The organism is Herbiconiux sp. (genome assembly GCF_023264895.1).
Taxonomy (GTDB): domain Bacteria; phylum Actinomycetota; class Actinomycetes; order Actinomycetales; family Microbacteriaceae; genus Herbiconiux.
Map to the genome: position 1 here is coordinate 1 of NZ_JAHFUY010000053.1, position 19,573 is coordinate 19,573.

The window sequence follows — 19,573 nt, forward strand, 5'->3', positions numbered from 1 at the left end:
GGCACGCCCTCTGCCGCCAGCCGCCTGATCAGCGCCCAATCTTCCAAAGTGATCACTCTCCAATCGTCGAGTGTTCACTTTTCACCGCCACAACTGTCCAGTTTTCAACCGCCGCCGACACCTCGGAGTTTCTTGCGGCCGAGTACCCATTTCCGCACGACTGCATCTCCGTCGGGGGATGGTGGTCGAGACGGCGAGCTCTACGCGGTGGAAGACGAATCCACAGTGATGTTCCAGTTCTCAGTAACGACTGAGTGGCGATCCAAAATCAACCAGCAGCGAGGTTGGGTGGTGTGATGTCGGCGGCAACACGTACTATCTGGACATCCGGGAGGTGTTCATGCTGGCCAAGCCGTTGCTCGTCTTCTCGTCCTACGCGCTCCTGTTCGCGCTGCTCGCCATCCGGTTGGATAGCTGGACACTCAAACTAGTTCTGGGCGGCCTATCCGTCCTTGGAGTTCTTGCGCTGATCGCGATCTTTATGTTGGACTCGCGATCCACCCTCACTCCGCGAACTGTCGCAAGAGCCGAAGGGCCCGGCCCTGAGGCGGGTGCATACCTGGTCAGCTACCTTCTCCCCTTTGTCGTCTCACCGGACCCCGCTGCGTCTGATTTGGTCGCGTACGGCATATTTCTCGTTGTCGCAGGGGTCATCACTGCGTCCACGGGCGCGGTGCAAATCAACCCACTTCTCTATCTTTCGGGGCGACGAATCATCCGGGTGACAGACAGCGAGGGCTACGCAGACTATGTCGTCATCCGAAAGATGCCGATCGCCGGCGAAGTGATCTGGGTCACCCGACTTCAGACCGACGTCTCGGTGATGCGGAGATATACGCCCGTGAATCAGCAAAGTCGATACGACCGAGATCAATGACAAGAACAGGGGGAGCGAACGAATGGTTGACGTAAGCGGGCAACCGGTATTGACCGTCCACTGGCGGCAGGGAGCGGTCGTACACGGGCGGGTTGTCAAGATCGGCGGCGACGTCGCATCGACCTTGCAGGAATTTGCTTCGGATTGCGCAGCTGGTCTGCGGACCGATGCGCCCTCGTATGATCCTGATGAGCCACCCGAGGAAGAGGATCCGCAGCGAGTGGCGTCGCTCGATGAAGCATTTGACACCGAACTCCTCCAATCATTGTCCCGCGGAGGGTCTCATCCCAGCGCAACCGGAGAAGATCTCCACCGGCGGATCATTTGTTGGGCACTGATATTTGGTGTCGATGACGAGAGAACAGTCTTCGTGCACAAGAACAACCCTGTTCAGCTCGCGAGCAAGCCACTTATAGCCGGCCTTTTCGATGATGCCCTCGCGCGTCTTACGGAACCGCTATTCGCCTTCGACGCGCACTTCGATCTGGTGATCGCGAACGAGCAGATGATCATCCTCGACTACTCGGACTTCGAGGTCCTCTTTCGGGAGTCCGAGGCTGTGCTCGCCCGAGCTCGGGAGTGGTCTGAAGCTCTCACTTCACAGTTGCCCAGCACCCCGGCAAGTACGGAAGCGCTGGAAGTGGTGGTCAGGCGCAACGGCGTCATCCGGAGGAAGGTGACAAGCATTATTCGGCGCCCATACTTCAACGCACTGACTCCGTCCGTTGTAAGAGAGAAACTGGAGGCGCATGGCCTCGACGCAGATACATACATGCCCGGCGGTGAGCTCGATTTCAACGCGGACACTATTCAGGACCTTGTCCGCTTCCTCAATGAAGATCTGTTCGAAGGCGATTTCTCCAATCAGCCGTACGCGGCGAGCGGGAAGCAGCGGCTTGGAACTCCCAGTTAGCAATGCGTTCACACCCGATCATCCGCCATTTCCCCTTCAGTTCCGGAGCGCCGATCGTCCCGCCGCCCCGGAACCGGGCGTCGTGGGGTGGGTGATTCGGTCGTGTCATTGGCTCGGGTCTGGCGGGAGGCCGCGGAGCGGACGAGGGGACTATGACTCGACCGGATCATCCACCCCACGACGCCCACCCGCGCAAACAAACGAGCTTTGATCAGGTAATTCTGATAGAATCTCAGTATGGTGACAGCCGCGCGACTTCGGGAGATCGCGGACGATCTCCGGGTCGTCTCGAGGGAGATCGGTGCGGGGCTGGCGGGGGTCGGCGACGACGAGTTGCTTGAAGTGATGGCCGCTGTCGAAGGGGTCGGGCGGGTCGTCGGGGCAGTGCAGGTGCGGGTTGCCGGGGAGGTCGGGGTGCGGTCGCGGCGGGAGCTCGGCGACGAGGGGCTGAGTCGGGCGCAGAACTTCACGAGTGTCGTCAAGCTCGTCGCCAGCGTCACCGGCAGCTCGGTGCGCGAGAGCAAAGCACGACTCGAGATGGGGCGGAGACTTCGCGGGGCCGTGCTCCTGGGTGGCGGGGAGGGGCCGGCGCCGTTCCCGTTCGTCGCGCGGGGGCTCGATGAGGGCGTGCTCGGCGTCGAGACGGCTTCAGTCATCGTTCGGCACTGCGTCGCTCTCGCGGAGCGCGGGTGCTCCCCCGTCGTCGTGGCCCGTGCCGAGCAGACGCTCGTCGGCGAGACCCGTGCGCTTCGGCTGACTACGGATCAGACGGCCAAGCTCGCCATCCGCCTCCGTGAGGTCGTCGACCCTGACGGTGCCGAGCCTCGGGATGAGGTGCACCAGCAGCAGCGCTCGCTCACCATGGCGCAGGCTCACGACGGCATGATCCGCGGGCGGTTCGCGCTCACGCCCGAGCAGGGCGGGGTGTGGCTGGCGAGCATCCAGGCGATGCAGAGTCCGCGGGTGACCAGTTCATCTAGTGGCGGCCCGCGGTTTATGAGCGACTCCGAGTTCGTGGCGCAGACCGCGACCGCCGACACCCGTACGCAGGCGCAGAAGAACGCTGACACCGTCACCGAACTCATCGCGCGTGCCGCCGACGCTCCCGAGATGCCCCGCATCAACGGCGCCACCACCACTGTCAACGTGCACATCTCCCTAGACGACCTCGAGGCGGGAAGCGGAGTCGGGTGGATCGACGGCATCGACCAGCCCGTCCCCGCCTCCACCGTGGCCCAGCTGCGCTGCCACTCCCCCATCGCCGCGACCCTCTTCGGCAACCGGGGCGAGGTGCTCCACCATGGCAAGTCGAAGCGGCTCTTCACCGCGGCCCAGAATCGGGCGCTCGCCGCGCGAGACGGCGGATGCGTGTGGCCCGAGTGCGATCGGCCGCCGTCGTTCTGCGAGACGCATCATGCGGACGAGTGGGTCTCCGACGATCATCCACCGGGGCGCACCGACATCGACAACGGGATGCTGCTCTGCCACTTCCATCACCGCCACCTGCACCGGTCAGCGTGGAAGCTCGTGATGCTCGAAGGGGTGCCCCACATCGTGCCGCCTCGCTGGGTCGACATCGAGCAGGTGCCGATCCCCACCACGCGCCGCCGCACGGGCAGGCTGCGGCGCGAGGCCGCCTGAGCGCAACTCTGCGCGGAGTGCTGTGCGTGATGATGTCGGAATCCGCCGCGGGCATTGCGTGACGTAGCTTCGCTTCTCGATATCTATGGCGGACTAGAGGTTGATATCAAGACCGGTCTATACTCAACCTATGCCGCGCCCGCAGAAGTATCGCGATGTGATCAAGGCGGTGCGAGCGAACGGGTGGGTGCTCATCCGTCGAGGCAAAGGCGACCATGAGATCTGGGGAGTCCCGGACTCATCGTCACCCAACGACAAACACAGCATCCCGCATCACAGCGAGGTGTCCGCCGGCATCATCGGCGACTTGATCAAGAAGCTCCCGCACACTCCCTACAACTGGCGATAGGAGACGAAGAATGGCGACGAAAGGCAAGACAGACGTGAAGGCACGCGCTCGACGCGATGGCCGTTGGTGGTACATCGAGTTCCCCGAGCTCGGCACCTCGGGTCAGGCGCGCACGATCAAGGAGATCGACGAGATCGCCCTCGAAGTTGCTGCGCTCTGGCTCGACGTGGACGAATCGACGCTGAACGTCACCGTCGCACTCGATCTCCCTGAGCGAGCTGCTCGGCTGTGGGATCAGGCCAACGAGGCCGATGCACGAGCACGCGAAGACGCGAAGGCCGCTGCAGCACTTCGACGAAGTGCGGTTGCCGCTCTCCAGGAGGAGCACATCAGCAAAGCAGACGCCGCGCGGTTGTTGGGCCTCTCGCCGCAGAGGATCAGTCAACTCGCCCGAGCATCGTGAACCGGCAGCACAGCATCCGATCGACGACCACGGAAAGGAGGGCGCCCATGACCACCGCACACGCACCGATCCACCCCGGAGAGATCCTTCTCGAGGAGTTCCTGAAGCCGCTGGAGATCAGCCAGTACCGGCTGGCGCAGGCCATCAACGTGCCCGCTCGGCGGATCAACGAGATCGTTCACGGCAAGCGCGGCGTCTCCCCCGATACCGCTGCTCGTCTCGCTCGGGCGTTCGGCACATCTGACCGGTTCTGGACGAACCTGCAGACCCGTTACGACTTGGAGTTGGTCTCCGAAGCGAAGGCCGGGGAGCTCGACCGGATCGTTCCGCTGCTCAGCGCCTGAGTCGGCCCAGGAGCAGACGGTTGCCGTGTCGGCCAGCAGCCGTAGGGTTGCTGGAACGGGGTCGAGCGAAGGGTGCCGGAATGCCGATCAGTGACGTGCAGTTCGTCGAGACGACGCTGCTGCGGGTGGGGTACGAGCCGGGCGGGGAGACGGTGGTGCTGCTGCACGGGTTCCCCTACGACGTGCGGTCCTACGACGAGGTCGCACCTCGGCTCGCCGCGGCCGGCGTTCGGGTGGTCGCACCGTATCTGCGCGGCTACGGGCCGACGCGGTTCCTCTCCGACGAGACGATGCGCTCCGGGCAGCAGGCGGCGATAGGCCGGGACGTGGTCGACCTCTTGGATGCCCTCGGCATCGAGCGGGCAATCGTCGCCGGGTACGACTGGGGTGGGCGGGCCGCGTGCGTCGCCGCGGCACTCTTCCCCGAGCGGATCGACGGACTGGTCACGGTCGGTGGCTACGCCCTCCAGGACATCGCGGGATCCGTCGAACCGGCCGCTCCTCACGACGAGAAGCTGGCGTGGTACCAGTACTACCTCCACTCCGAGCGGGGCCGGCGCGGTCTCGAGCGGTACCGCGACGAACTGTGTCGCGGGCTGTGGCGCGACTGGTCCCCGGCGTGGGCCGAGGCCGACGAGGCCTTCGCGGCCTCGGTACCCAGCCTGCACAACCCCGACTTCGTCGACGTGGCCGTGCACTCCTACCGGCACCGCTTCGGACTGACCGACGGGGATCCCCGCTACGACGACCTCGAGCGTCGCCTTGCGGAGCTGCCCGTCATCTCCGTGCCCACCGTCTCCGTCGACAGCGGAGCGGACGGGTTCGGCTGGTTTGACTCGTCGGAGGATGAGTCCTACTTCTCCGGGCCCTTCCAGCGGGTCGTGCTGCCCGGGGCCGGGCACAACCCGCCGCAGGAGGACCCGGCGGCGTTCAGCGAGGCGGTCCTGGCGCTCGTGAAGTGACCCACGAGACACCCGGACGCGACCGCGAACCGAGGGCTGCCGTGACCTACGCCGACAGCTCCGCGCGCAGCAGCGCCGCTCCCGCTCCGAGTGCGGCGAGCTTGCCGCGGGCTACGCTGCGGGGCAGGGGGGCCATGCCGCAGTTGGTGGAGGGGTAGAGGTTCTCGGGGTCGACGAACTGGAGGGCCTGGCGCAGGGTGTCGGCCACCTGCTCCGGGGTCTCGATGTCGGTGGTGGCCACGTCGATCGCCCCGACCATGACCTTCTTGCCGCGGATGAGCTCGATGAGGTCGATGGGCACGTGCGAGTTCTGGCTCTCGAGGGAGACGATGTCGATGTCGGAGGCCTGGAGCTTCGGGAAGATCTCCTCGTACTGGCGCCACTCCGCCCCGAGGGTCTCCTTCCAGTCGGTGTTGGCCTTGATGCCGTAGCCGTAGCAGACGTGCACCGCCGTCTCGCAGGTGAGACCCTCGATCGCCTTCTCCAGCGCGGCCACACCCCAGTCGTTCACCTCGTCGAAGAAGACGTTGAACGCGGGCTCGTCGAACTGGATGATGTCGACGCCCGCATCCTGCAGCTCGCGAGCCTCCTGGTTGAGGATGGTCGCGAACTCCCACGCGAGCTTCTCGCGGCTGCCGTAGTGGGCGTCGTAGAGGGTGTCGACCATCGTCATGGGGCCGGGCAGCGCCCACTTGATGGGTTGGTCGGTCTGCGAGCGGAGGAAGCGGGCGTCGTCGACGAAGACCGGCCGCTCGCGCGTCACCGCACCCACGACCGTGGGCACCGACGCGTCGTAGCGATCCCGGATGCGGACCGTCTCGCGCTTCTCGAAGTCCACCCCGCTGAGGTGCTCGATGAACGTGGTGACGAAGTGCTGGCGGGTCTGCTCGCCGTCGCTCACGATGTCGATGCCCGCCTGCTGCTGATCCGTCAGCGACAGGCGCAGGGCGTCGTGCCGGCCCTCCGACAGCACGTCGCCGTCGAGCTTCCAGGGCGACCAGAGCTTCTCGGGCTCCGCGAGCCACGAGGGCTTGGGCAGGCTGCCGGCGGTGGAGGTGGGGAGCAGCTTGGTCATGAACGTTCTCCTTGCAGTGCGAGATCCTGTGCCGCGAAGGCCGTCGACCACTGCTCGAGGGCCGTCTTGTGCGGGGTGATGAAGTGCTCCTCGGCGAACGCGCCCTGCTCCCGTGCGAGCCGGCTGCGCTCTTCGCGGTCGTAGGCGATCGGGAGGGGCGTGAAGTCCGGGTTCGTGAGGCTCGCCTGGTACGACTCCCCCGCCGGCTGGTTCGCGTTGTAGATCTCGGGTCGGTAGATCTTCTGGAAGGTCTCCATCGTGCTGATGAGGGCGGCCAGCTCGAGGTCGCTGTAGTCGGCGAGCAGATCGCCGAGGTGGTAGAAGGCCAGCGGGGCCACGCTGCCCGGCGGCATGAAGAAGCGCACGCCGAGGCCCATCTTCGCGAAGTAGGCATCCGTCTGCGAGTACTCGCTCTGGCGGTCTTGCTGGTCGAGACGCTCAGGCAGATGACGGGCGGCTTGTCGAAATGCTGCGCGTAGGCATCCGAGGCCAGAAAGGCCTTGAAGAGGTTGCCGTGCAGGTCTCCGAAGTCGGCGGGCCGGCCGGCGGGGAGGACGACGCTGAAGTCGTAGTCGCGCACGTAGGAGGAGAAGTTGTTGCCGACGATGCCCGGGATGCGGTCGCCCGACCGGCTGTCGACGATGGTGGTCTGCAGCACTTCGATGATCGGGACGGCGTCGCGGAGGCCCTCGCCGTCGATGTCGACGCTCACCGAGATGATGTCGAGCTCGAGGGAGTAGCGCGTTCCGTCTTCGTTGCCGTCCTGAGCCAGGTCGTTGAGACGGCCGTCGATCATGGCGAAGGTGTTGCGGAGGTTCTCCTGCCGCTTCTCGCCGCGGGCGAGGTTGGCGAAGTTCGTGGTGATGCGGGAGTTGGCGAGGGGGCGGTAGTCCTCGTCGAAACGGGTGCTGTCGAGGGAGAAGGTCAGGTTCGTCATCGACAGGAATCCGCCGAGGCTCGGGCGGGGGCTCCGCCGACGGTGTGGGCGTTCATGATGGTGACCATGGCGGTGCTCCTCGATTCTGGAAGCCACGACGGCGCGACTCCACGGACTGGGGGTGTCGCAGGCGTGTCCCGGAGGGGACGCGAGGCTTCGTTGTGCGCACTGCTCCCCCAGGCTAGGGCAGGGCGGCGGGATCTGCGGGGTGGATGACCTCCCGTTACAAGGTGTGTTGAGACTCCGACCCGATACGCTTGCCCCGTTCCCTACATCCGCCTGGTCGTTCGACCGCGAGAGAAGTAGGAGCAACGTGCGTATCCAGAGAGTCAAGGCCTCCGTGTTCGGCAATCGAGTATCCTCGGGACAACATCTGCGACCGCGCGAAGGAGATGACGTGGCGCTCTCGATCGATCTGAATGACGAAGAGAAGCGCCGTCTCGAGGCCGTGGCGGTACGAACCGGAAGGCCCACCGAGGATGTCGTCCACGACGCCATCTCGCTGCACCTCGACGAGATCGAGGAGACCGCCTGGGCCGAGCGAGCTGCTCGCACCCGGCGGGCGTCTGATCAGAAAACGCGTCCTGTCGAGGAGATCCGCCGCGAGCTCGGGCTCTGACCACCTGGTCCATCGAGACCAGCTCCGAGTTCGACAAGACCCTCCGCAAGGTCTACCGCACTGTCGCTGCGCCTTCGACGTTGTGCACCGGTCAATGGCTTACTGAGCACACGGGCGCGTGAGGTCTCCGCCACCATCACGGCTGCTCGGCGGCCCAGTGCTCGAGTGCGGCTATGGCGTCGCGGAGGGCCAGGCCGCGGGGGGTGAGGGCGTAGGCGCGGGTGTTGTGGTGGAGGGGCAGGCGGGTGAGGACGCCCGCCGCCTCGAGCTCGCGCAGCCGGGTGGCGAGGATGTTCGTGGGCACGCCGAGGTCGCGCTGGAGGTCGCCGTAGCGCTGCGGTCCGTCGAGCAGGCGCCCCACGATGAGCAGGGCCCACCGCGCCCCGACGACCTCGAGAGCGGCGGCGAGATCGCTCACGCGGTCGCTCACACGGTCGCTCACGCCGCCGGATCGACGTCCGGCTTCATCCAGAACGGCGAGTAGTGGTAGCCGTCGGGGTCGTCGAACTGGCGCTGGTACATGAAGGGGTAGTCGTCGGTGTCGCCGATCCGGCCACCCGCCGCGCCCGCGCGCTCGACGAGTTCGTCGACGGCCTCGCGGCTGGGGAGATCGAACGAGACCGTGACCTTCGAGGGGGTGTCCGGCGCGCCGATCAACGCCTCCGTGGCGCCGACGCTCGCGTACATCTCGCGGCTGCCGAGCATGACGTACTGCTCGCGGGCGATCGAGAAGCACGAGACGTTGTGGTCGGACATCTCGGCGTTGAGGGTCCAGCCGAGGGCGGTGTAGAAGGCGGTGGCGCGGTCGACGCTGTCGACGGGGCAGGTGATGAAGAGGCTCATGCCGCAACACTTGCAAAAGACAAGTATGGCGTCAAGAGCGACGTGATCGTTCGAGGGGTGTATGTGGACGAAAGTCGCTAAGCTGATTAGCGATCTAGTTAACGCAAGCGAAAGGAATCCGCGATGGCTGCGCGATCGAAGTGGCTGGGCCTCGTCTTCATCAGCATCGCGGTGGCCCTGATCATCGTCGACTCGACGATCGTGAACGTCGCGATCCCCTCGATCATCGACGATCTCGGCATCTCGTCGACGCAGGTGCAGTGGGTGCAGGAGTCGTACACGCTCGTGTTCGCCGCGCTGCTGCTCGTGTTCGGAACGCTCGCCGACCGCTTCGGGCGGCGCCGCATGCTCATCCTCGGCGTCGCGATCTTCGCGGGCGCGAGCATCCTCGCCGCCACCGCCCCCACGGGCGACCTGCTCATCGCCGCCCGCGTGGTGCAGGGCGTGGGCGGGGCGATGGTCCTGCCGACCACGCTCTCGATCATCAACGCCACCTTCCGCGGCCGCGAGCGCGCGATCGCCTTCGCCGTGTGGGGGTCGACCATCGGCGGCATGACCGCGGTCGGGCCCCTGCTCGGCGGCTGGCTCACCACCTACTTCTCGTGGCGGTGGGCCTTCGGCATCAACATCCCGCTCGGCATCGTGATCATCGTGGGCGTGCTCGTCTTCGTGCGCGAGTCGCGTTCGTCCCACGAGTCGCCGGATTCGCAGGCGGGCGATGCGACGCAGCGGATCGACGTCGTGGGCGCCGTCCTCTCCGTCGTCACGAGCGCCACGCTCGTCTTCGGCCTCATCCAGGGGCGCACCTACGGCTGGTGGCTGACCGAGACCGCGCCCACGATCGGTGGGTGGACGTGGCCGTTCGCCCTCTCCCCCGTCCCCGTGGCCTTCGCCGTCACGATCGTCGCGGGTGTCGGGTTCGTGCTGTGGGGGCGGCACCGGATGCGACAGGGCCGGAGCACGATGCTCGCGTTCGACCTCTTCCGCATCCCGAGCTTCCGCAACGGCAACCTGGCCGCGATGATCGTGTCGCTCGGCGAGTTCGGCATCATCCTGTCGTTGCCGCTGTGGCTGCAGAACGTGCTGGGGTTCGACGCCCTGCAGACGGGGCTCATACTCGTGGCGCTGGCCGTGGGATCGTTCGTCGCCTCCGGATTCGCCGGCTCGTTCGGCAACCGGATCCCGGCGGTGGCGATCGTGCGGGTGGGGCTCGCCGCCGAGATCGTGGGGGTGGCGGGGCTCGGGTTCGTCATCGGTCCCGCCACCGAGTGGTGGGTGCTCATCCCGTTCCTCTTCGTCTACGGGTTCGGGGTGGGACTCGCGACCGCCCAGCTCACCGGGGTCGTGCTGAAGGACGTGCCCGTCTCGCAGAGCGGGCAGGGCTCCGGCACGCAGAGCACCGCCCGGCAGATCGGCTCGGCGCTCGGGATTGCCGTGCTCGGCACCGTGCTCTTCACCTCCACGGCGGTGCAGTTCGACTCCCTGCTCGCCGAGAACGGCGTCGCGGACGACGCCCGCCAGCACCTCGTCTCACAGGTGGTCGACAGCTCGGGCGCGGCGATCGCGGGGCTCGAGAAGGACCCGTCGATGAGTGCGGTGGTGGACGACGCGAAGACGGCCTTCTCGGACGGCACCCGGCTCGCCGCGTTCTCGGCGGCGGGCTTCCTCGCCGTGGGCTTCGCGGCCACCCTCTCGCTCGGAGGCGCCCCGACCCGCAAACGCTCCGCCGGCACCGAGCAGCGCCACTGAAACAGGTTTCCTCGATGTCTGCGCCCAGACTTACACTGGCCGGACTCCCTACGTGCAGCTGTTCAGTCGAACACGAACGATGAGAGTAGGAGAACGAGTTGCGACACCGCATGGCGAGCACCGCACACCTGTCCCCGGAACAATCGACGGGCGATCCTCAGTGCAGCATCCGCGACCACTCAAAGGGGTGGTGGCGATGAGCCGCTTCGACGTGACCGCTGAGTGGACCGGCAAGTGGTGGGTGCTGCAGGCCGTCGACGCGCCTGGGGCCATCTCCCAGGTGAAGCGACTGAGCCACGCTGTCGAGATCGTCGAGGCGATCGCCTTCGTCACAGGCGAACCGGAGTCGTCGATCGAGTTCGACCTCCGACTGATCGTTCCCGAGGCCGCCGCCACGGAGATCGAGAGCGCCGACGAGGCCCGCGAACTGTCCCGCCACTACAACGCCCTCGCGGCCACCAAGGCCAGAGCAGCGGTGCTCGAGCTTCGAGCGGGCGGACTCACCCTGGACGACATCGGCGCCGTCCTCCACATCTCGAAGCAGCGTGCAGGCCAGCTCCTCAAGGAAGCCGCCCAAGCAGCAGCCGCCTAGGCACCCGACCACTCGCCCCCTCCCGGTTCGACCGGCCGGCGCGGGATGGGTGATCCGGTCGAGGCGCTGGCTCGGGATGCTGGCGGGCGTCCGCGAAGCGGATGCGGGATCGCGCCTCGACTGGATCATCCATCCCGCGCCGGCCACCCCGAGCAGCCCCGGCCCCAGCCGGCAACAGCCGGCAACAGTCCCCGTCAGCCCCGGAACGCAGCCGCCCGCGGCTTGATCGACACGAGCAGGATCGCCCCGAGGAGCGCCGAGGCCCCTCCCACGAGGAACGCCGTCTGCACCCCGATCCCGTCGACGAGGAGCCCCCCGACGATGGCGCCGAGCGCGATGGCGAGCTGGAACGTGGCCGACTGGAGTCCGCCGACGCTCTCGAGCCGGTCGGGCTCGACTCGCGCCATCCACGTGGTGAGCGTCGTGGGCACGGCGCCGAAGCCGAGACCCCAGAGCGCCACCGCGACGACGATGCCCGCCGTGGTCGACCCCGCCAGCGCGAAGGTGACCATGGCCGCCGCGATGGCGACGGGGAAGACGAGCACGGCCACGCGCATCCGCTTGTCGGCGAGGGGGCCCGCCACGAGGTTGCCCGCGAAGACCGCTGCTCCGTACACCACGAGGAGTACGGCCAGCTGCGACGCGTCGAGGCCGCCGATGTCGGTGGCGGCCGGGCGGATGTAGGTGAAGCCCGTGAAGTGTCCGGCCGCAATGAGCGCCGTCGAGACGAGACCGATGAGGATGAGGCGCGAGCGCAGGGTCGCGAGCAGCGGGCGGAACCCCGTGGCCGTGATCGAGCGCACCGACGGCAGCACGAGTGCCTGCACGACGACGGCGATCACGCCGACGCCGGCCGCGAGCACGAAGACGGCGCGCCACCCCCACAGCTCCCCCAGCCAGGTGCCGAGCGGGATGGCGGCGACCGTGGCGAGCGAGACGCCCATGTTGACCACGGTGAGGCCGCGGCCGAGGCGGTCGGCGGGGACGAGGCGGGCGGTGATCGAGATCGCGAGTGCCCAGAAGCCTCCGAGCGAGATGCCGAGGAGCACGCGGGCGGCGAGGAGCACCGGGTAGTTCGGGGCGAGGGCGACGAGCACGTCGGAGACCACGGCGAGCGCGGAGAGCCCGAGCATGAGGTGCCGGCGGTCGACGCGCGGCAGCAGCACGGGGATCGTGAGTCCGGCGATGGCGGCGACGACAGCCGTGATGCTCACCGACTGCCCGGCGACCCCCTCGGTGACGCCGAGGTCGGAGGCGACGCGGGTGAGGAGGCTCGCGGGGAGGAACTCGGCCATCACGATGGCGAAGACGCCGAGCCCGAGCGAGACGACGCCGAGCCACGAGGCGCGCTCGGGACCGTTGGCGTTCGTGCCCGTTCCGCCGCCCGCAGCCGTGGGCGCCTTCGGTCCGGACGGGGACGGGAGGGTGATGGCTGCGGTCGCGCCGGTGGCGGCGAACTCGTTCGAGGTCATGCCGGAGTACAACGACCTTCGCGCCACATCCTTCCCGATATCTCTCGTATCCGTGATCGGTGACGAGTGCATACCCCCGAACAGGGACTGCCCGAGCGCTACTCGACACCCGTAGTCTTCGGCGGAGCTGACCCGTGGCCGAGCACGCCACACGACAACCACGACTCGAAGGCACCCGACCCGAATGCGACGACGATGACGACTCCCCCGAATCCTCCCGGCTGGTACACCGACCCCGACGCCCCGGGGCAGCAGCGCTGGTGGGACGGAACCCGCTGGACAGGGTTCACGACCGCCTGGGCCCAGGATGCGCAGTCGCCGTTGACCGGACCGGTCGGGGCCAGCGCGACGACGTCGTCGACGGAGGCATCCAGCACCAGGCACGCACAGCGGAGGTGGCGTCCGTCCCTGACGACCTGGATCGTCGCCGCGATCGCCGTGCTCGTCGCCATCATCGGCGCCGGGACGAACGGCTTCGGCGGGTTCCTGGTCGCTCTGGCCCTGTTCGGGCTGGGCGCCGGCGTCTGGACGCTCGTGAGCGCCCGGCCGAGCTGGCTGAATCTGCCTCCTCGTCGGGGGGTCGGCGGTGCCGTGCTCGGCATCTCGTTCGCGGTCCTGTTGCTGGGCGGCATCGTCACGCCGCACGCCCAGCAGACCTCGCTCGCGGGAGCCGAGCCGGTCGCCGAGAGCCCGACCGCGACGCCCAGAACAAGCGTTGCTCCCGCCGCGGAGCCCACCAGAACGCCGACGCCGACGCCGACGCCGGTGAAGTCGGTACAGGTCGTCGAGATCACCGACCCGATCCCCTACGGTCAGACCAGCTACGAGGATCCGGAGATCGATGCCGGCACGAACGTCGTGGTCACCGGTGGTGCCGCGGGCTCGAAGGTCTCGCGCTGGGAAATCACGCTCGTGGACGGCGTGGAGACCGGTCGGGTGCTGGTCTCCGAGACGGTGGCAGTCGCTCCGGTGGACGAGGTGACCGCGATCGGAACGCGCCAGCCGGCTCCTGCACCCGCCCCGGAAGCCGCACCTGAAGGCGGCGGATGCGACCCGAACTACGCCGGGCCATGCGTGCCCATCGACTCCGACGTCGACTGCGCAGGCGGCAGCGGCAACGGCCCCTCCTACGTCTCCGGCCCCGTGCAGGTGATCGGTCCGGACATCTACGACCTCGATCGAGACGGCGACGGCATCGCCTGCGACTGACCCGGCCTGAGCCGGGGCGGCCTGCGCTCGCGCCCGGTCCGGTCGACGAGCACTACCCTGGCCTCTGAGCAGAACGGGGTGCGGGGATGGCGAGGCAGGAGCAGCTGGTCGGGGAGCACGCGGAGATCGGGCGGGTGGTCGACGCCGCGGTGGCGGTCGTGCCCGAGCGCGCTCGACCGGGGTGGCTCACCGACCTGGGCGGGATCGTCGTCAAGCGTGCGCGGGTGCGGGAGGCTGCCGCCGCAGAGACGGCTGACAAGGCCGCCGCAGGCAAGGCGGGTACAGCTGCCGCGACGGGCAAGGCGGCCGGCGGGCGCACCGTGAGCGGCAGGCCCGGGGAGGGGCGCGCCCGGGGATGGTGGCTGCCGTTCGTGCTGGGAGTCGCGGCCGCCTTCGCCGGGGCGAGCGCGCTGCTGCCGCCGAAGCGCTTCGGGAACTCGGATCCGGTGCTGGCCATGGCCGTCGCCGTGCCCGCGATCGTCGTGGGCGCCGTGCTCCTCGCCGTGATGGCCGTGGTGCCTCTGCCCTCGCGGGTGAAGGGCGACCTCGTGGCCAGCGGCTGCGCGACCATCGCCGGGCTCGCGGCGGTGGTCGGAGCGGTCTTCGCCGTCATCCGCCACGACGAGCTGGTCGCCGCGGCAGGGGCGGCGTCGGCCGTGACGTGGTGGATCGCCGACGGGGTCGCCGCGTCGGCCACCGTCATCGTGCTCCTGCGGGTGCTCCGCGGGCGGAGCGCGGCCGGCTCAGTGGGTGCGGCCCCGGCGGGATCGTGGAATCTCGGCCCCAAGGAGCTGGCTCAGGATGCCCTCCGCACCGCCGTCCGCGCCTCCCACCGGCAGCCCTACGACGCGTCGCTGCGGGCCGCTTGGCGTGCCGCTCTGCAGGCGCTCCCGCTCACAGACGCCGCCGTGCGGGCCCAGGCCGAACGGCTCGGACCCTACGCCTACGTCGTCTGGGCCTACTACGACGGCGGCATCGACCTCCGGACCGTCGACGAGCAGCTCGCACGACGATGACCTTCCTCCACGCCAGCGCCCGCGAATGGGCCGACGATCACTCCGCCGCCGCCGACGTGCGCTTCGGTCGCCTCGAGGCCATCGCGTTCCAGGCCCATCCCGAGATCTACCGCTGGTTCGGTCTCGACGGGGCGGCCGCCGCCGAGCGGGCGACCCGGCCCAGGCCATCAGCCCCTCGTCGCGTGCTCCTCAGGGTGTTGGTCGTGCTCGCGATCCTCGGCATCGCCGCACCGATCGGTGCGGTGGCCGTGCTGGGAGGCGACCGCTTCGACTTCTACCGCGTCGACGCCGAGGCGTCGGTGCCGGTGGCGGGGGTGCTCTTCGGCATCGCGGCGGTCACGCAGACCGCCGTGCTCGTGCTCTGGGTCGCTCGCGGCGCCCGCTGGCACGGGCTCGTCACCGGCATCGCGCTCGTCGCCCTCGTCTTCTCGGGGCTCGGGCTCTTCGCCCTCCCGAACATCGCCGACTACGACGGCTTCACGGGGTGGGAGCCCTGGTACCCGGCGGTCGTCGTCTCGTTCGCGATCTCGCTGGTGTCGTGCGTGGCCATGTTCGCGCGCTTCCGGGCGCGTGAACCCGAGGTGCTCGTCGAGGAGCGCGAGGCACCTGCCTCGGCGGATGCCCTGCGGTCGGCGGGCGCGGCGATCACGGCGCTTCCCTCCTCCGAACGCGACGCCATCCGGAGCGACCGCGACGACGCGCTCCGGATCCTCCGCACACGCGGACTGATCGATGAGGAGACCCTCGAACGAGCAGTCGGCCAGGAGCTCGGCACCCTCTTCCGCCTCGACGGCGCGGCCGCGGAGGATCGCTAGGCGTCGAAACCTCCGGCAGCGGGAGGGAGCGCTGCTCCCGCCTTCGTGCGCGCAGCGTGGTCGGCACGCGCCGCGAACCACCACCGCGACGGCACCAGCCAGAGCAGCACGACTGCGACGACCACGATGATCGACCCCACGGGCACCTGCGAGGCGAGCACCGACAGCACTCCGGCCACGACCGCCATCACTGCGAGCAGGATGCGCGACCACGCCCGGCCCCGCACACCCGCGACGATCGCCACGACGAAGCCGGCCGCGCAGGCGAGCCAGGCGAGCACGATGACGATCGCAGCGCCGTAGTCGGGCACGACGAGGGCGAAGACCGCGAGGATCGTGGCGGCGGCCGCCAACGGGAACATCGCCACGACGGCTCCGAGCCCGGCGACGAGCAGACCCACCACGATCGTCCACGGCGTGAGCGGCCGGGCAGAGCCCGCCACCCCCACATCCCCCTGAGCATCCATACTTCAGATCCAACCATGTGGGCGGATCTGCCGAACCGTCACTTTCCACGCGAAACCCAGGCGGGATGTGTGGAAAGTGACGGTTCGGCAGAGGGGGGTGGGGGTGGGGGCACTCAGGGGGTGCAGGGGGTGAGGTCTTGCACTGCCAGGGAGAGGGAGGCCGGGCCTCCTAGGAGGGTGACCTTCGTGGTGCCGAGCTGCTCGATCTGCGTCAGCGTGGTCGCCGGGACGCAGTCCGGCCTGACCGTGAACAGCGGGGCGTCGATGCGCGGGCCGAAGGCCGAGCCGGAGAGCGCGTCGGAGAACGTCAGGCCCGTCGCGAGCAGCACGTGGTCTGCGGTGTCGAAGAAGTGATCGTTGATCGAGCGCGACGCCTCGTACCGGTCGGCACCACCGAGACGGACGGTCTCGGCGATCGCAGCCGCATCCGTCTGGATGCCCGGGAAGACCGACGCCGGTCCGCCGGCGATCGCGATGCTCGTCACCTCCAGATCGCCGAGGAGCTTCTCCGTCTCCGCATCGAGCGAGGCGGATGAACCTCTCACCAGAATGACGGGACCCTCGCCGTCGATGGCCGCACCCGCCGACAGGGCGTCGGCGAACGTCGTGCCCGCCGACAGGACCGCCGTCGGAGCACCCGAGGGGAATGCGGCCCTTGCGATGTTCCTCGAGGCCTCGTAGCGGTCGGCGCCACCGATCCGCGTCACGTCGGCGAGCTGACCGAGCGCTGTCTCGACCGGGACGCCCACGGTCGACGCGCCGCCCACGATCACGATGCGCTCAGGACCTAGCCGCACGATCTCGGCGCGCACGGCATCCGGCAGCGCACCCCCCGGCGTCAGCAGGATCGGAGCTCCCGCGACGGCCGCGGCCGGTGCCGCCGAGAGGGCATCCGGGAACACCGTGCCCGCAGCCACGAAGACGGTCTCCGCTCCGCTCGGGAAGCCGGCCCGCGAGGTCGCGACCGCCACCTCGTAGCGATCCACCCCGCCGATCCGGGTGACGTCCGGCGCGAACGGCCTCGGCGTGACGGTCGGAACCGGCGTCGGAGTCGGCGCCGGGGTCGGCGTGGGCGTCGGCGTGGGCGTCGGCGTGCTCGTGGGCTCGGGTGTCTGGGAGCGCGCGATGGCGAACGGCGCATCCGAGACGTCGAAGAAGTAGTTGCCGACCGCCTCGACCTTGAGCCGTGCGAGGGCGGCGTCGACGTTCGGCAGGGTCAGCGTCTCGGCGCCGTCGTTCGGTGTCGTCTCGGCGAGCACCGTGCCGAAGGTCGCACCGCCGTCGGTCGAGAGCAGGATGCGCACCGCGGGGGCGAGCCCCGGTCGCGCCGTGCCGTTGACGGCCCAGGTGACCGCGAGGGGCGAGCCGCCCTCGAGCTGCTCCCCCGGCTGCTTCTGGCTGGTGACGAGGAACGGCCCGGCGTCCTGGGCGAGGGTGAGCCGCACATCCGCCCGCGAGACACCACCACCGGCGGGGTTCTGGTCGCGCGCCGTGACCCGGAAGGTGAGGCCGTCGTAGCCGTTGCCCTCGTAGGCCGCTGTCGGCAGGAACTCGGAGTGGCACTCGAGGCGGGCACCCCACCAGAGGGCCGGGTCGCACGTGCCCGTCTCGGCGTTCGTCTCGCCGAAGAGGATCTGGTTGAGCTCGGGGAACGTGCGGGTGGGCGAGGCTCCGGCGAGGTTCTGCCCGGGTGAGGAGTACTGCAGCGCCTCCCCCGAGTCGACGTCGGCGAACGTGCCGAAGACGCGGAAGAGCGGGCCGCCCGTCTTCACCGGATCGAACAGGGCTCGATCCGGGTCGCCGACGTCGGTCTGCTCCCAGGTGTAGGTGAGGGCGTCGCCGTCGGCGTCCGAGCCCGTGGCGGTGAGCGAGAACGGCGTGCGCAGGGGGAGCTCGCGCGCTGCCGGCGCCGTGACGACGGGCGTGCGGTTGCGACTGGGCACGGCGGGGAGACGCCCGAGCGTGCTCTGCACCTCGGCGATGCTGGCCTGGGAGAAGTACGGATCGGAGTGCGGCTGGGTGTTGTTGTCGCCGCAGATGCCGGCGTAGCCCATGATGGTCGACCCGGAGCCGGGCTCCACGGCGGTGCCGCCCGAGCTGCCGCCGCAGGCGTTGTAGGTGTGGCTCGCCCCGAGCTGGTGGCCGAGCTCGTGCGCGAGGTAGTCGACGGCGAATCCGTCCCCCACCGGGTTCGGGTCGCCCGTGCATCCGCCGCCCTTGACGTACTCGAGCCCGACCTCGGCGTAGCCGGCGAGCCCGCCGCCCGCGTTGCCGAGCACGAGGTGGCCGATGTCGTAGTTCGCGTCGCCCACGATCGAGGCGATCGCGCCGCTGTTCTGCTGCAGGCTCTCCACCGTGCAGCGGGACAGGCCCGACGCGGTGTACCCGGCCTGCTCGGCCGCCGCGAGGGTGTCGAACGAGAGCCGGTCGGTGGCGTCGGCGAGCACGAGCCGCAGGGCGAGGTCGTCGTTGAAGATGCCGGCGATGCGGTTGACCATGGAGGCCTTCGCCGCGAGCACGTTGCCGGCGCCGTGGTAGGCGGCGAAGGTGGGGTCGCTGGCCAGGGCGAGGCGGATCGTGCGCACTTCGGCCCGCTCCCCTCCTGCACGGGCGGCCAGCAGGGCGGGCGCGGTGGTGGGGGTCTCGGTGTCCTCGGTGCGCGGGGTGTGCTCGGGGTGGCCGGCCTCACCGCCCTCCTCGTCGAGCGGCTCCACCGGCACCGCACCGCCCGGGTAGGCGACGTGCGTGGTGGTGTCGTCGCGGAGCGCGGGGTCGATGTACCAGGGGTGGGTCGATCCGTCGCCGCTGCGCACCGAGGCGTGCAGGCCGAGCGGGGTGAGGTCGAGCCGCACCGAGAGCGCCGGGTCGTCGAGGCCGCGACCGGCGAAGGCGGAGATCTCGGGGTGGGCGGCGGCGAGGCCGGGCGCGAGCAGCTCGACCTCCTCGACCTCGAAGCGCACGAGTACGCCGTCCGGATCCGGCAGCGAGACCACGGCGCGGGCGGGCGCCGTCGAACGCGCTTCGAGCGGGGCCAGCCGGGCGGCGAACTGCTCGAGGTCGAGCGCGAACGACTCGGCGGTCTCCGGCTGCAGCCACGGGTCGCCCGCGCCGACCGTGGCGAGCGGCGTCCACACCGGATCCTCGGCGGGGGCCGCCGCGGCGGACGCGGCGCCGGCGCCCACTCCGAGGAGAGGGCTCACGAGGGGCACGACGAGCGCCGCAGCGGCGAGAGCAGCCAGCGCGGCGAGACGAACGGAACGGATGCGACGGGTGCGGGCGGTCATCGGGCC

General features: G+C 69.1%; 20 protein-coding genes and 1 pseudogene. 14 read left to right on the forward strand and 7 right to left on the reverse strand.

Features of this window, described 5'->3' with window-relative positions:
* From Q0D57_RS11120 to Q0D57_RS11155, 8 genes are all read left to right on the forward strand, one after another.
* A partial coding sequence (locus Q0D57_RS11120; protein WP_291043258.1) for a hypothetical protein occupies positions 1-297 on the forward strand: 297 nt, incomplete at its 5' end.
* Between the two features lie 43 nt (positions 298-340).
* Positions 341-877, forward strand: coding sequence for a hypothetical protein (locus Q0D57_RS11125; RefSeq protein ID WP_291043261.1), 537 nt, complete (start codon positions 341-343; stop codon positions 875-877).
* A gap of 22 nt (positions 878-899) precedes the next feature.
* The gene (locus Q0D57_RS11130; protein WP_291043264.1) at positions 900-1,790 is read left to right on the forward strand and encodes a Kiwa anti-phage protein KwaB-like domain-containing protein; all 891 of its coding nucleotides are present in this window, start codon (positions 900-902) and stop codon (positions 1,788-1,790) included.
* A 237-nt stretch (positions 1,791-2,027) separates the two neighbouring features.
* On the forward strand, positions 2,028-3,431 hold the full coding sequence (locus Q0D57_RS11135) for an HNH endonuclease signature motif containing protein (protein ID WP_291043269.1): 1,404 nt from the start codon (positions 2,028-2,030) through the stop codon (positions 3,429-3,431).
* A 130-nt stretch (positions 3,432-3,561) separates the two neighbouring features.
* Complete coding sequence (locus Q0D57_RS11140; RefSeq protein WP_291043271.1) at positions 3,562-3,780, forward strand: type II toxin-antitoxin system HicA family toxin; 219 nt, start codon at positions 3,562-3,564, stop codon at positions 3,778-3,780.
* A 10-nt stretch (positions 3,781-3,790) separates the two neighbouring features.
* Positions 3,791-4,183: a hypothetical protein gene (locus Q0D57_RS11145; protein ID WP_291043274.1), complete on the forward strand. Its 393-nt coding sequence runs from the start codon at positions 3,791-3,793 to the stop codon at positions 4,181-4,183.
* 47 nt (positions 4,184-4,230) lie between these two features.
* Positions 4,231-4,527, forward strand: coding sequence for a HigA family addiction module antitoxin (locus Q0D57_RS11150; protein ID WP_291043276.1), 297 nt, complete (start codon positions 4,231-4,233; stop codon positions 4,525-4,527).
* 80 nt (positions 4,528-4,607) lie between these two features.
* Positions 4,608-5,489 carry an alpha/beta hydrolase gene (locus Q0D57_RS11155; protein ID WP_291043279.1) on the forward strand — a complete coding sequence of 294 codons (882 nt, stop codon included), beginning with the start codon at positions 4,608-4,610 and terminating at the stop codon, positions 5,487-5,489.
* A gap of 46 nt (positions 5,490-5,535) precedes the next feature.
* Here Q0D57_RS11155 and Q0D57_RS11160 read toward each other — a convergent pair whose 3' ends face one another.
* On the reverse strand, positions 5,536-6,564 hold the full coding sequence (locus Q0D57_RS11160; protein WP_291043282.1) for a methionine synthase: 1,029 nt from the start codon (positions 6,562-6,564) through the stop codon (positions 5,536-5,538).
* Positions 6,561-7,501: pseudogene (locus Q0D57_RS11165) on the reverse strand (putative oxygenase MesX). Before Q0D57_RS11165 ends, Q0D57_RS11160 begins: the two are co-directional and overlap by 4 nt.
* Positions 7,502-7,898: 397 nt before the next feature.
* On the opposite strand from Q0D57_RS11165, the gene Q0D57_RS11170 reads away from it, so the two are divergent.
* On the forward strand, positions 7,899-8,120 hold the full coding sequence (locus Q0D57_RS11170; protein ID WP_291043286.1) for a CopG family transcriptional regulator: 222 nt from the start codon (positions 7,899-7,901) through the stop codon (positions 8,118-8,120).
* A 136-nt stretch (positions 8,121-8,256) separates the two neighbouring features.
* On the opposite strand, the gene Q0D57_RS11175 is transcribed toward Q0D57_RS11170, so the two are convergent.
* Together Q0D57_RS11175 and Q0D57_RS11180 are read right to left on the reverse strand one after the other, a co-directional pair.
* On the reverse strand, positions 8,257-8,538 hold the full coding sequence (locus tag Q0D57_RS11175) for a helix-turn-helix domain-containing protein (protein WP_291043330.1): 282 nt from the start codon (positions 8,536-8,538) through the stop codon (positions 8,257-8,259).
* A 20-nt stretch (positions 8,539-8,558) separates the two neighbouring features.
* Positions 8,559-8,963 carry a VOC family protein gene (locus tag Q0D57_RS11180; protein WP_291043289.1) on the reverse strand — a complete coding sequence of 135 codons (405 nt, stop codon included), beginning with the start codon at positions 8,961-8,963 and terminating at the stop codon, positions 8,559-8,561.
* Positions 8,964-9,086: 123 nt separating this feature from the next.
* On the opposite strand from Q0D57_RS11180, the gene Q0D57_RS11185 reads away from it, so the two are divergent.
* Together Q0D57_RS11185 and Q0D57_RS11190 are read left to right on the forward strand one after the other, a co-directional pair.
* Positions 9,087-10,712: an MFS transporter gene (locus tag Q0D57_RS11185; protein WP_291043291.1), complete on the forward strand. Its 1,626-nt coding sequence runs from the start codon at positions 9,087-9,089 to the stop codon at positions 10,710-10,712.
* Between the two features lie 196 nt (positions 10,713-10,908).
* Positions 10,909-11,304, forward strand: coding sequence for a hypothetical protein (locus tag Q0D57_RS11190; RefSeq protein WP_291043293.1), 396 nt, complete (start codon positions 10,909-10,911; stop codon positions 11,302-11,304).
* A 194-nt stretch (positions 11,305-11,498) separates the two neighbouring features.
* Here Q0D57_RS11190 and Q0D57_RS11195 read toward each other — a convergent pair whose 3' ends face one another.
* The gene (locus Q0D57_RS11195; RefSeq protein ID WP_291043295.1) at positions 11,499-12,776 is read right to left on the reverse strand and encodes an MFS transporter; all 1,278 of its coding nucleotides are present in this window, start codon (positions 12,774-12,776) and stop codon (positions 11,499-11,501) included.
* 195 nt (positions 12,777-12,971) lie between these two features.
* Between Q0D57_RS11195 and Q0D57_RS11200 the strand changes: the two genes are divergently transcribed.
* The 3 genes from Q0D57_RS11200 (at position 12,972) to Q0D57_RS11210 (ending at position 15,816) form a co-directional block, all read left to right on the forward strand.
* Entirely contained in the window at positions 12,972-13,985 is a 1,014-nt protein-coding gene (locus tag Q0D57_RS11200; protein WP_291043298.1) for a G5 domain-containing protein, read from the forward strand.
* A gap of 86 nt (positions 13,986-14,071) precedes the next feature.
* Positions 14,072-15,001 (forward strand): hypothetical protein, encoded by a 930-nt coding sequence (locus tag Q0D57_RS11205; RefSeq protein ID WP_291043300.1) that lies wholly within the window; start codon positions 14,072-14,074, stop codon positions 14,999-15,001.
* Positions 14,998-15,816 (forward strand): hypothetical protein, encoded by an 819-nt coding sequence (locus Q0D57_RS11210; RefSeq protein ID WP_291043303.1) that lies wholly within the window; start codon positions 14,998-15,000, stop codon positions 15,814-15,816. Before Q0D57_RS11205 ends, Q0D57_RS11210 begins: the two co-directional genes overlap by 4 nt.
* On the opposite strand, the gene Q0D57_RS11215 is transcribed toward Q0D57_RS11210, so the two are convergent.
* Positions 15,813-16,259: a hypothetical protein gene (locus Q0D57_RS11215; protein WP_291043306.1), complete on the reverse strand. Its 447-nt coding sequence runs from the start codon at positions 16,257-16,259 to the stop codon at positions 15,813-15,815. The genes Q0D57_RS11210 and Q0D57_RS11215 overlap by 4 nt on opposite strands.
* Before the next feature lie 137 nt (positions 16,260-16,396).
* The gene (locus Q0D57_RS11220; protein WP_291043308.1) at positions 16,397-19,567 is read right to left on the reverse strand and encodes a cell wall-binding repeat-containing protein; all 3,171 of its coding nucleotides are present in this window, start codon (positions 19,565-19,567) and stop codon (positions 16,397-16,399) included.
* Positions 19,568-19,573: the final 6 nt, after the last annotated feature.

Coding starts and splice junctions, on each gene's coding strand:
- Q0D57_RS11125 (WP_291043261.1), top strand. CDS start 341: ATGCTGGCCAAGCCGTTGCTCGTCTTCTCGTCCTACGCGCTCCTGTTC.
- Q0D57_RS11130 (WP_291043264.1), top strand. CDS start 900: ATGGTTGACGTAAGCGGGCAACCGGTATTGACCGTCCACTGGCGGCAG.
- Q0D57_RS11135 (WP_291043269.1), top strand. CDS start 2,028: ATGGTGACAGCCGCGCGACTTCGGGAGATCGCGGACGATCTCCGGGTC.
- Q0D57_RS11140 (WP_291043271.1), top strand. CDS start 3,562: ATGCCGCGCCCGCAGAAGTATCGCGATGTGATCAAGGCGGTGCGAGCG.
- Q0D57_RS11145 (WP_291043274.1), top strand. CDS start 3,791: ATGGCGACGAAAGGCAAGACAGACGTGAAGGCACGCGCTCGACGCGAT.
- Q0D57_RS11150 (WP_291043276.1), top strand. CDS start 4,231: ATGACCACCGCACACGCACCGATCCACCCCGGAGAGATCCTTCTCGAG.
- Q0D57_RS11155 (WP_291043279.1), top strand. CDS start 4,608: ATGCCGATCAGTGACGTGCAGTTCGTCGAGACGACGCTGCTGCGGGTG.
- Q0D57_RS11160 (WP_291043282.1), bottom strand. CDS start 6,564: ATGACCAAGCTGCTCCCCACCTCCACCGCCGGCAGCCTGCCCAAGCCC.
- Q0D57_RS11180 (WP_291043289.1), bottom strand. CDS start 8,963: ATGAGCCTCTTCATCACCTGCCCCGTCGACAGCGTCGACCGCGCCACC.
- Q0D57_RS11185 (WP_291043291.1), top strand. CDS start 9,087: ATGGCTGCGCGATCGAAGTGGCTGGGCCTCGTCTTCATCAGCATCGCG.
- Q0D57_RS11190 (WP_291043293.1), top strand. CDS start 10,909: ATGAGCCGCTTCGACGTGACCGCTGAGTGGACCGGCAAGTGGTGGGTG.
- Q0D57_RS11195 (WP_291043295.1), bottom strand. CDS start 12,776: ATGACCTCGAACGAGTTCGCCGCCACCGGCGCGACCGCAGCCATCACC.
- Q0D57_RS11200 (WP_291043298.1), top strand. CDS start 12,972: ATGACGACTCCCCCGAATCCTCCCGGCTGGTACACCGACCCCGACGCC.
- Q0D57_RS11205 (WP_291043300.1), top strand. CDS start 14,072: ATGGCGAGGCAGGAGCAGCTGGTCGGGGAGCACGCGGAGATCGGGCGG.
- Q0D57_RS11210 (WP_291043303.1), top strand. CDS start 14,998: ATGACCTTCCTCCACGCCAGCGCCCGCGAATGGGCCGACGATCACTCC.
- Q0D57_RS11220 (WP_291043308.1), bottom strand. CDS start 19,567: ATGACCGCCCGCACCCGTCGCATCCGTTCCGTTCGTCTCGCCGCGCTG.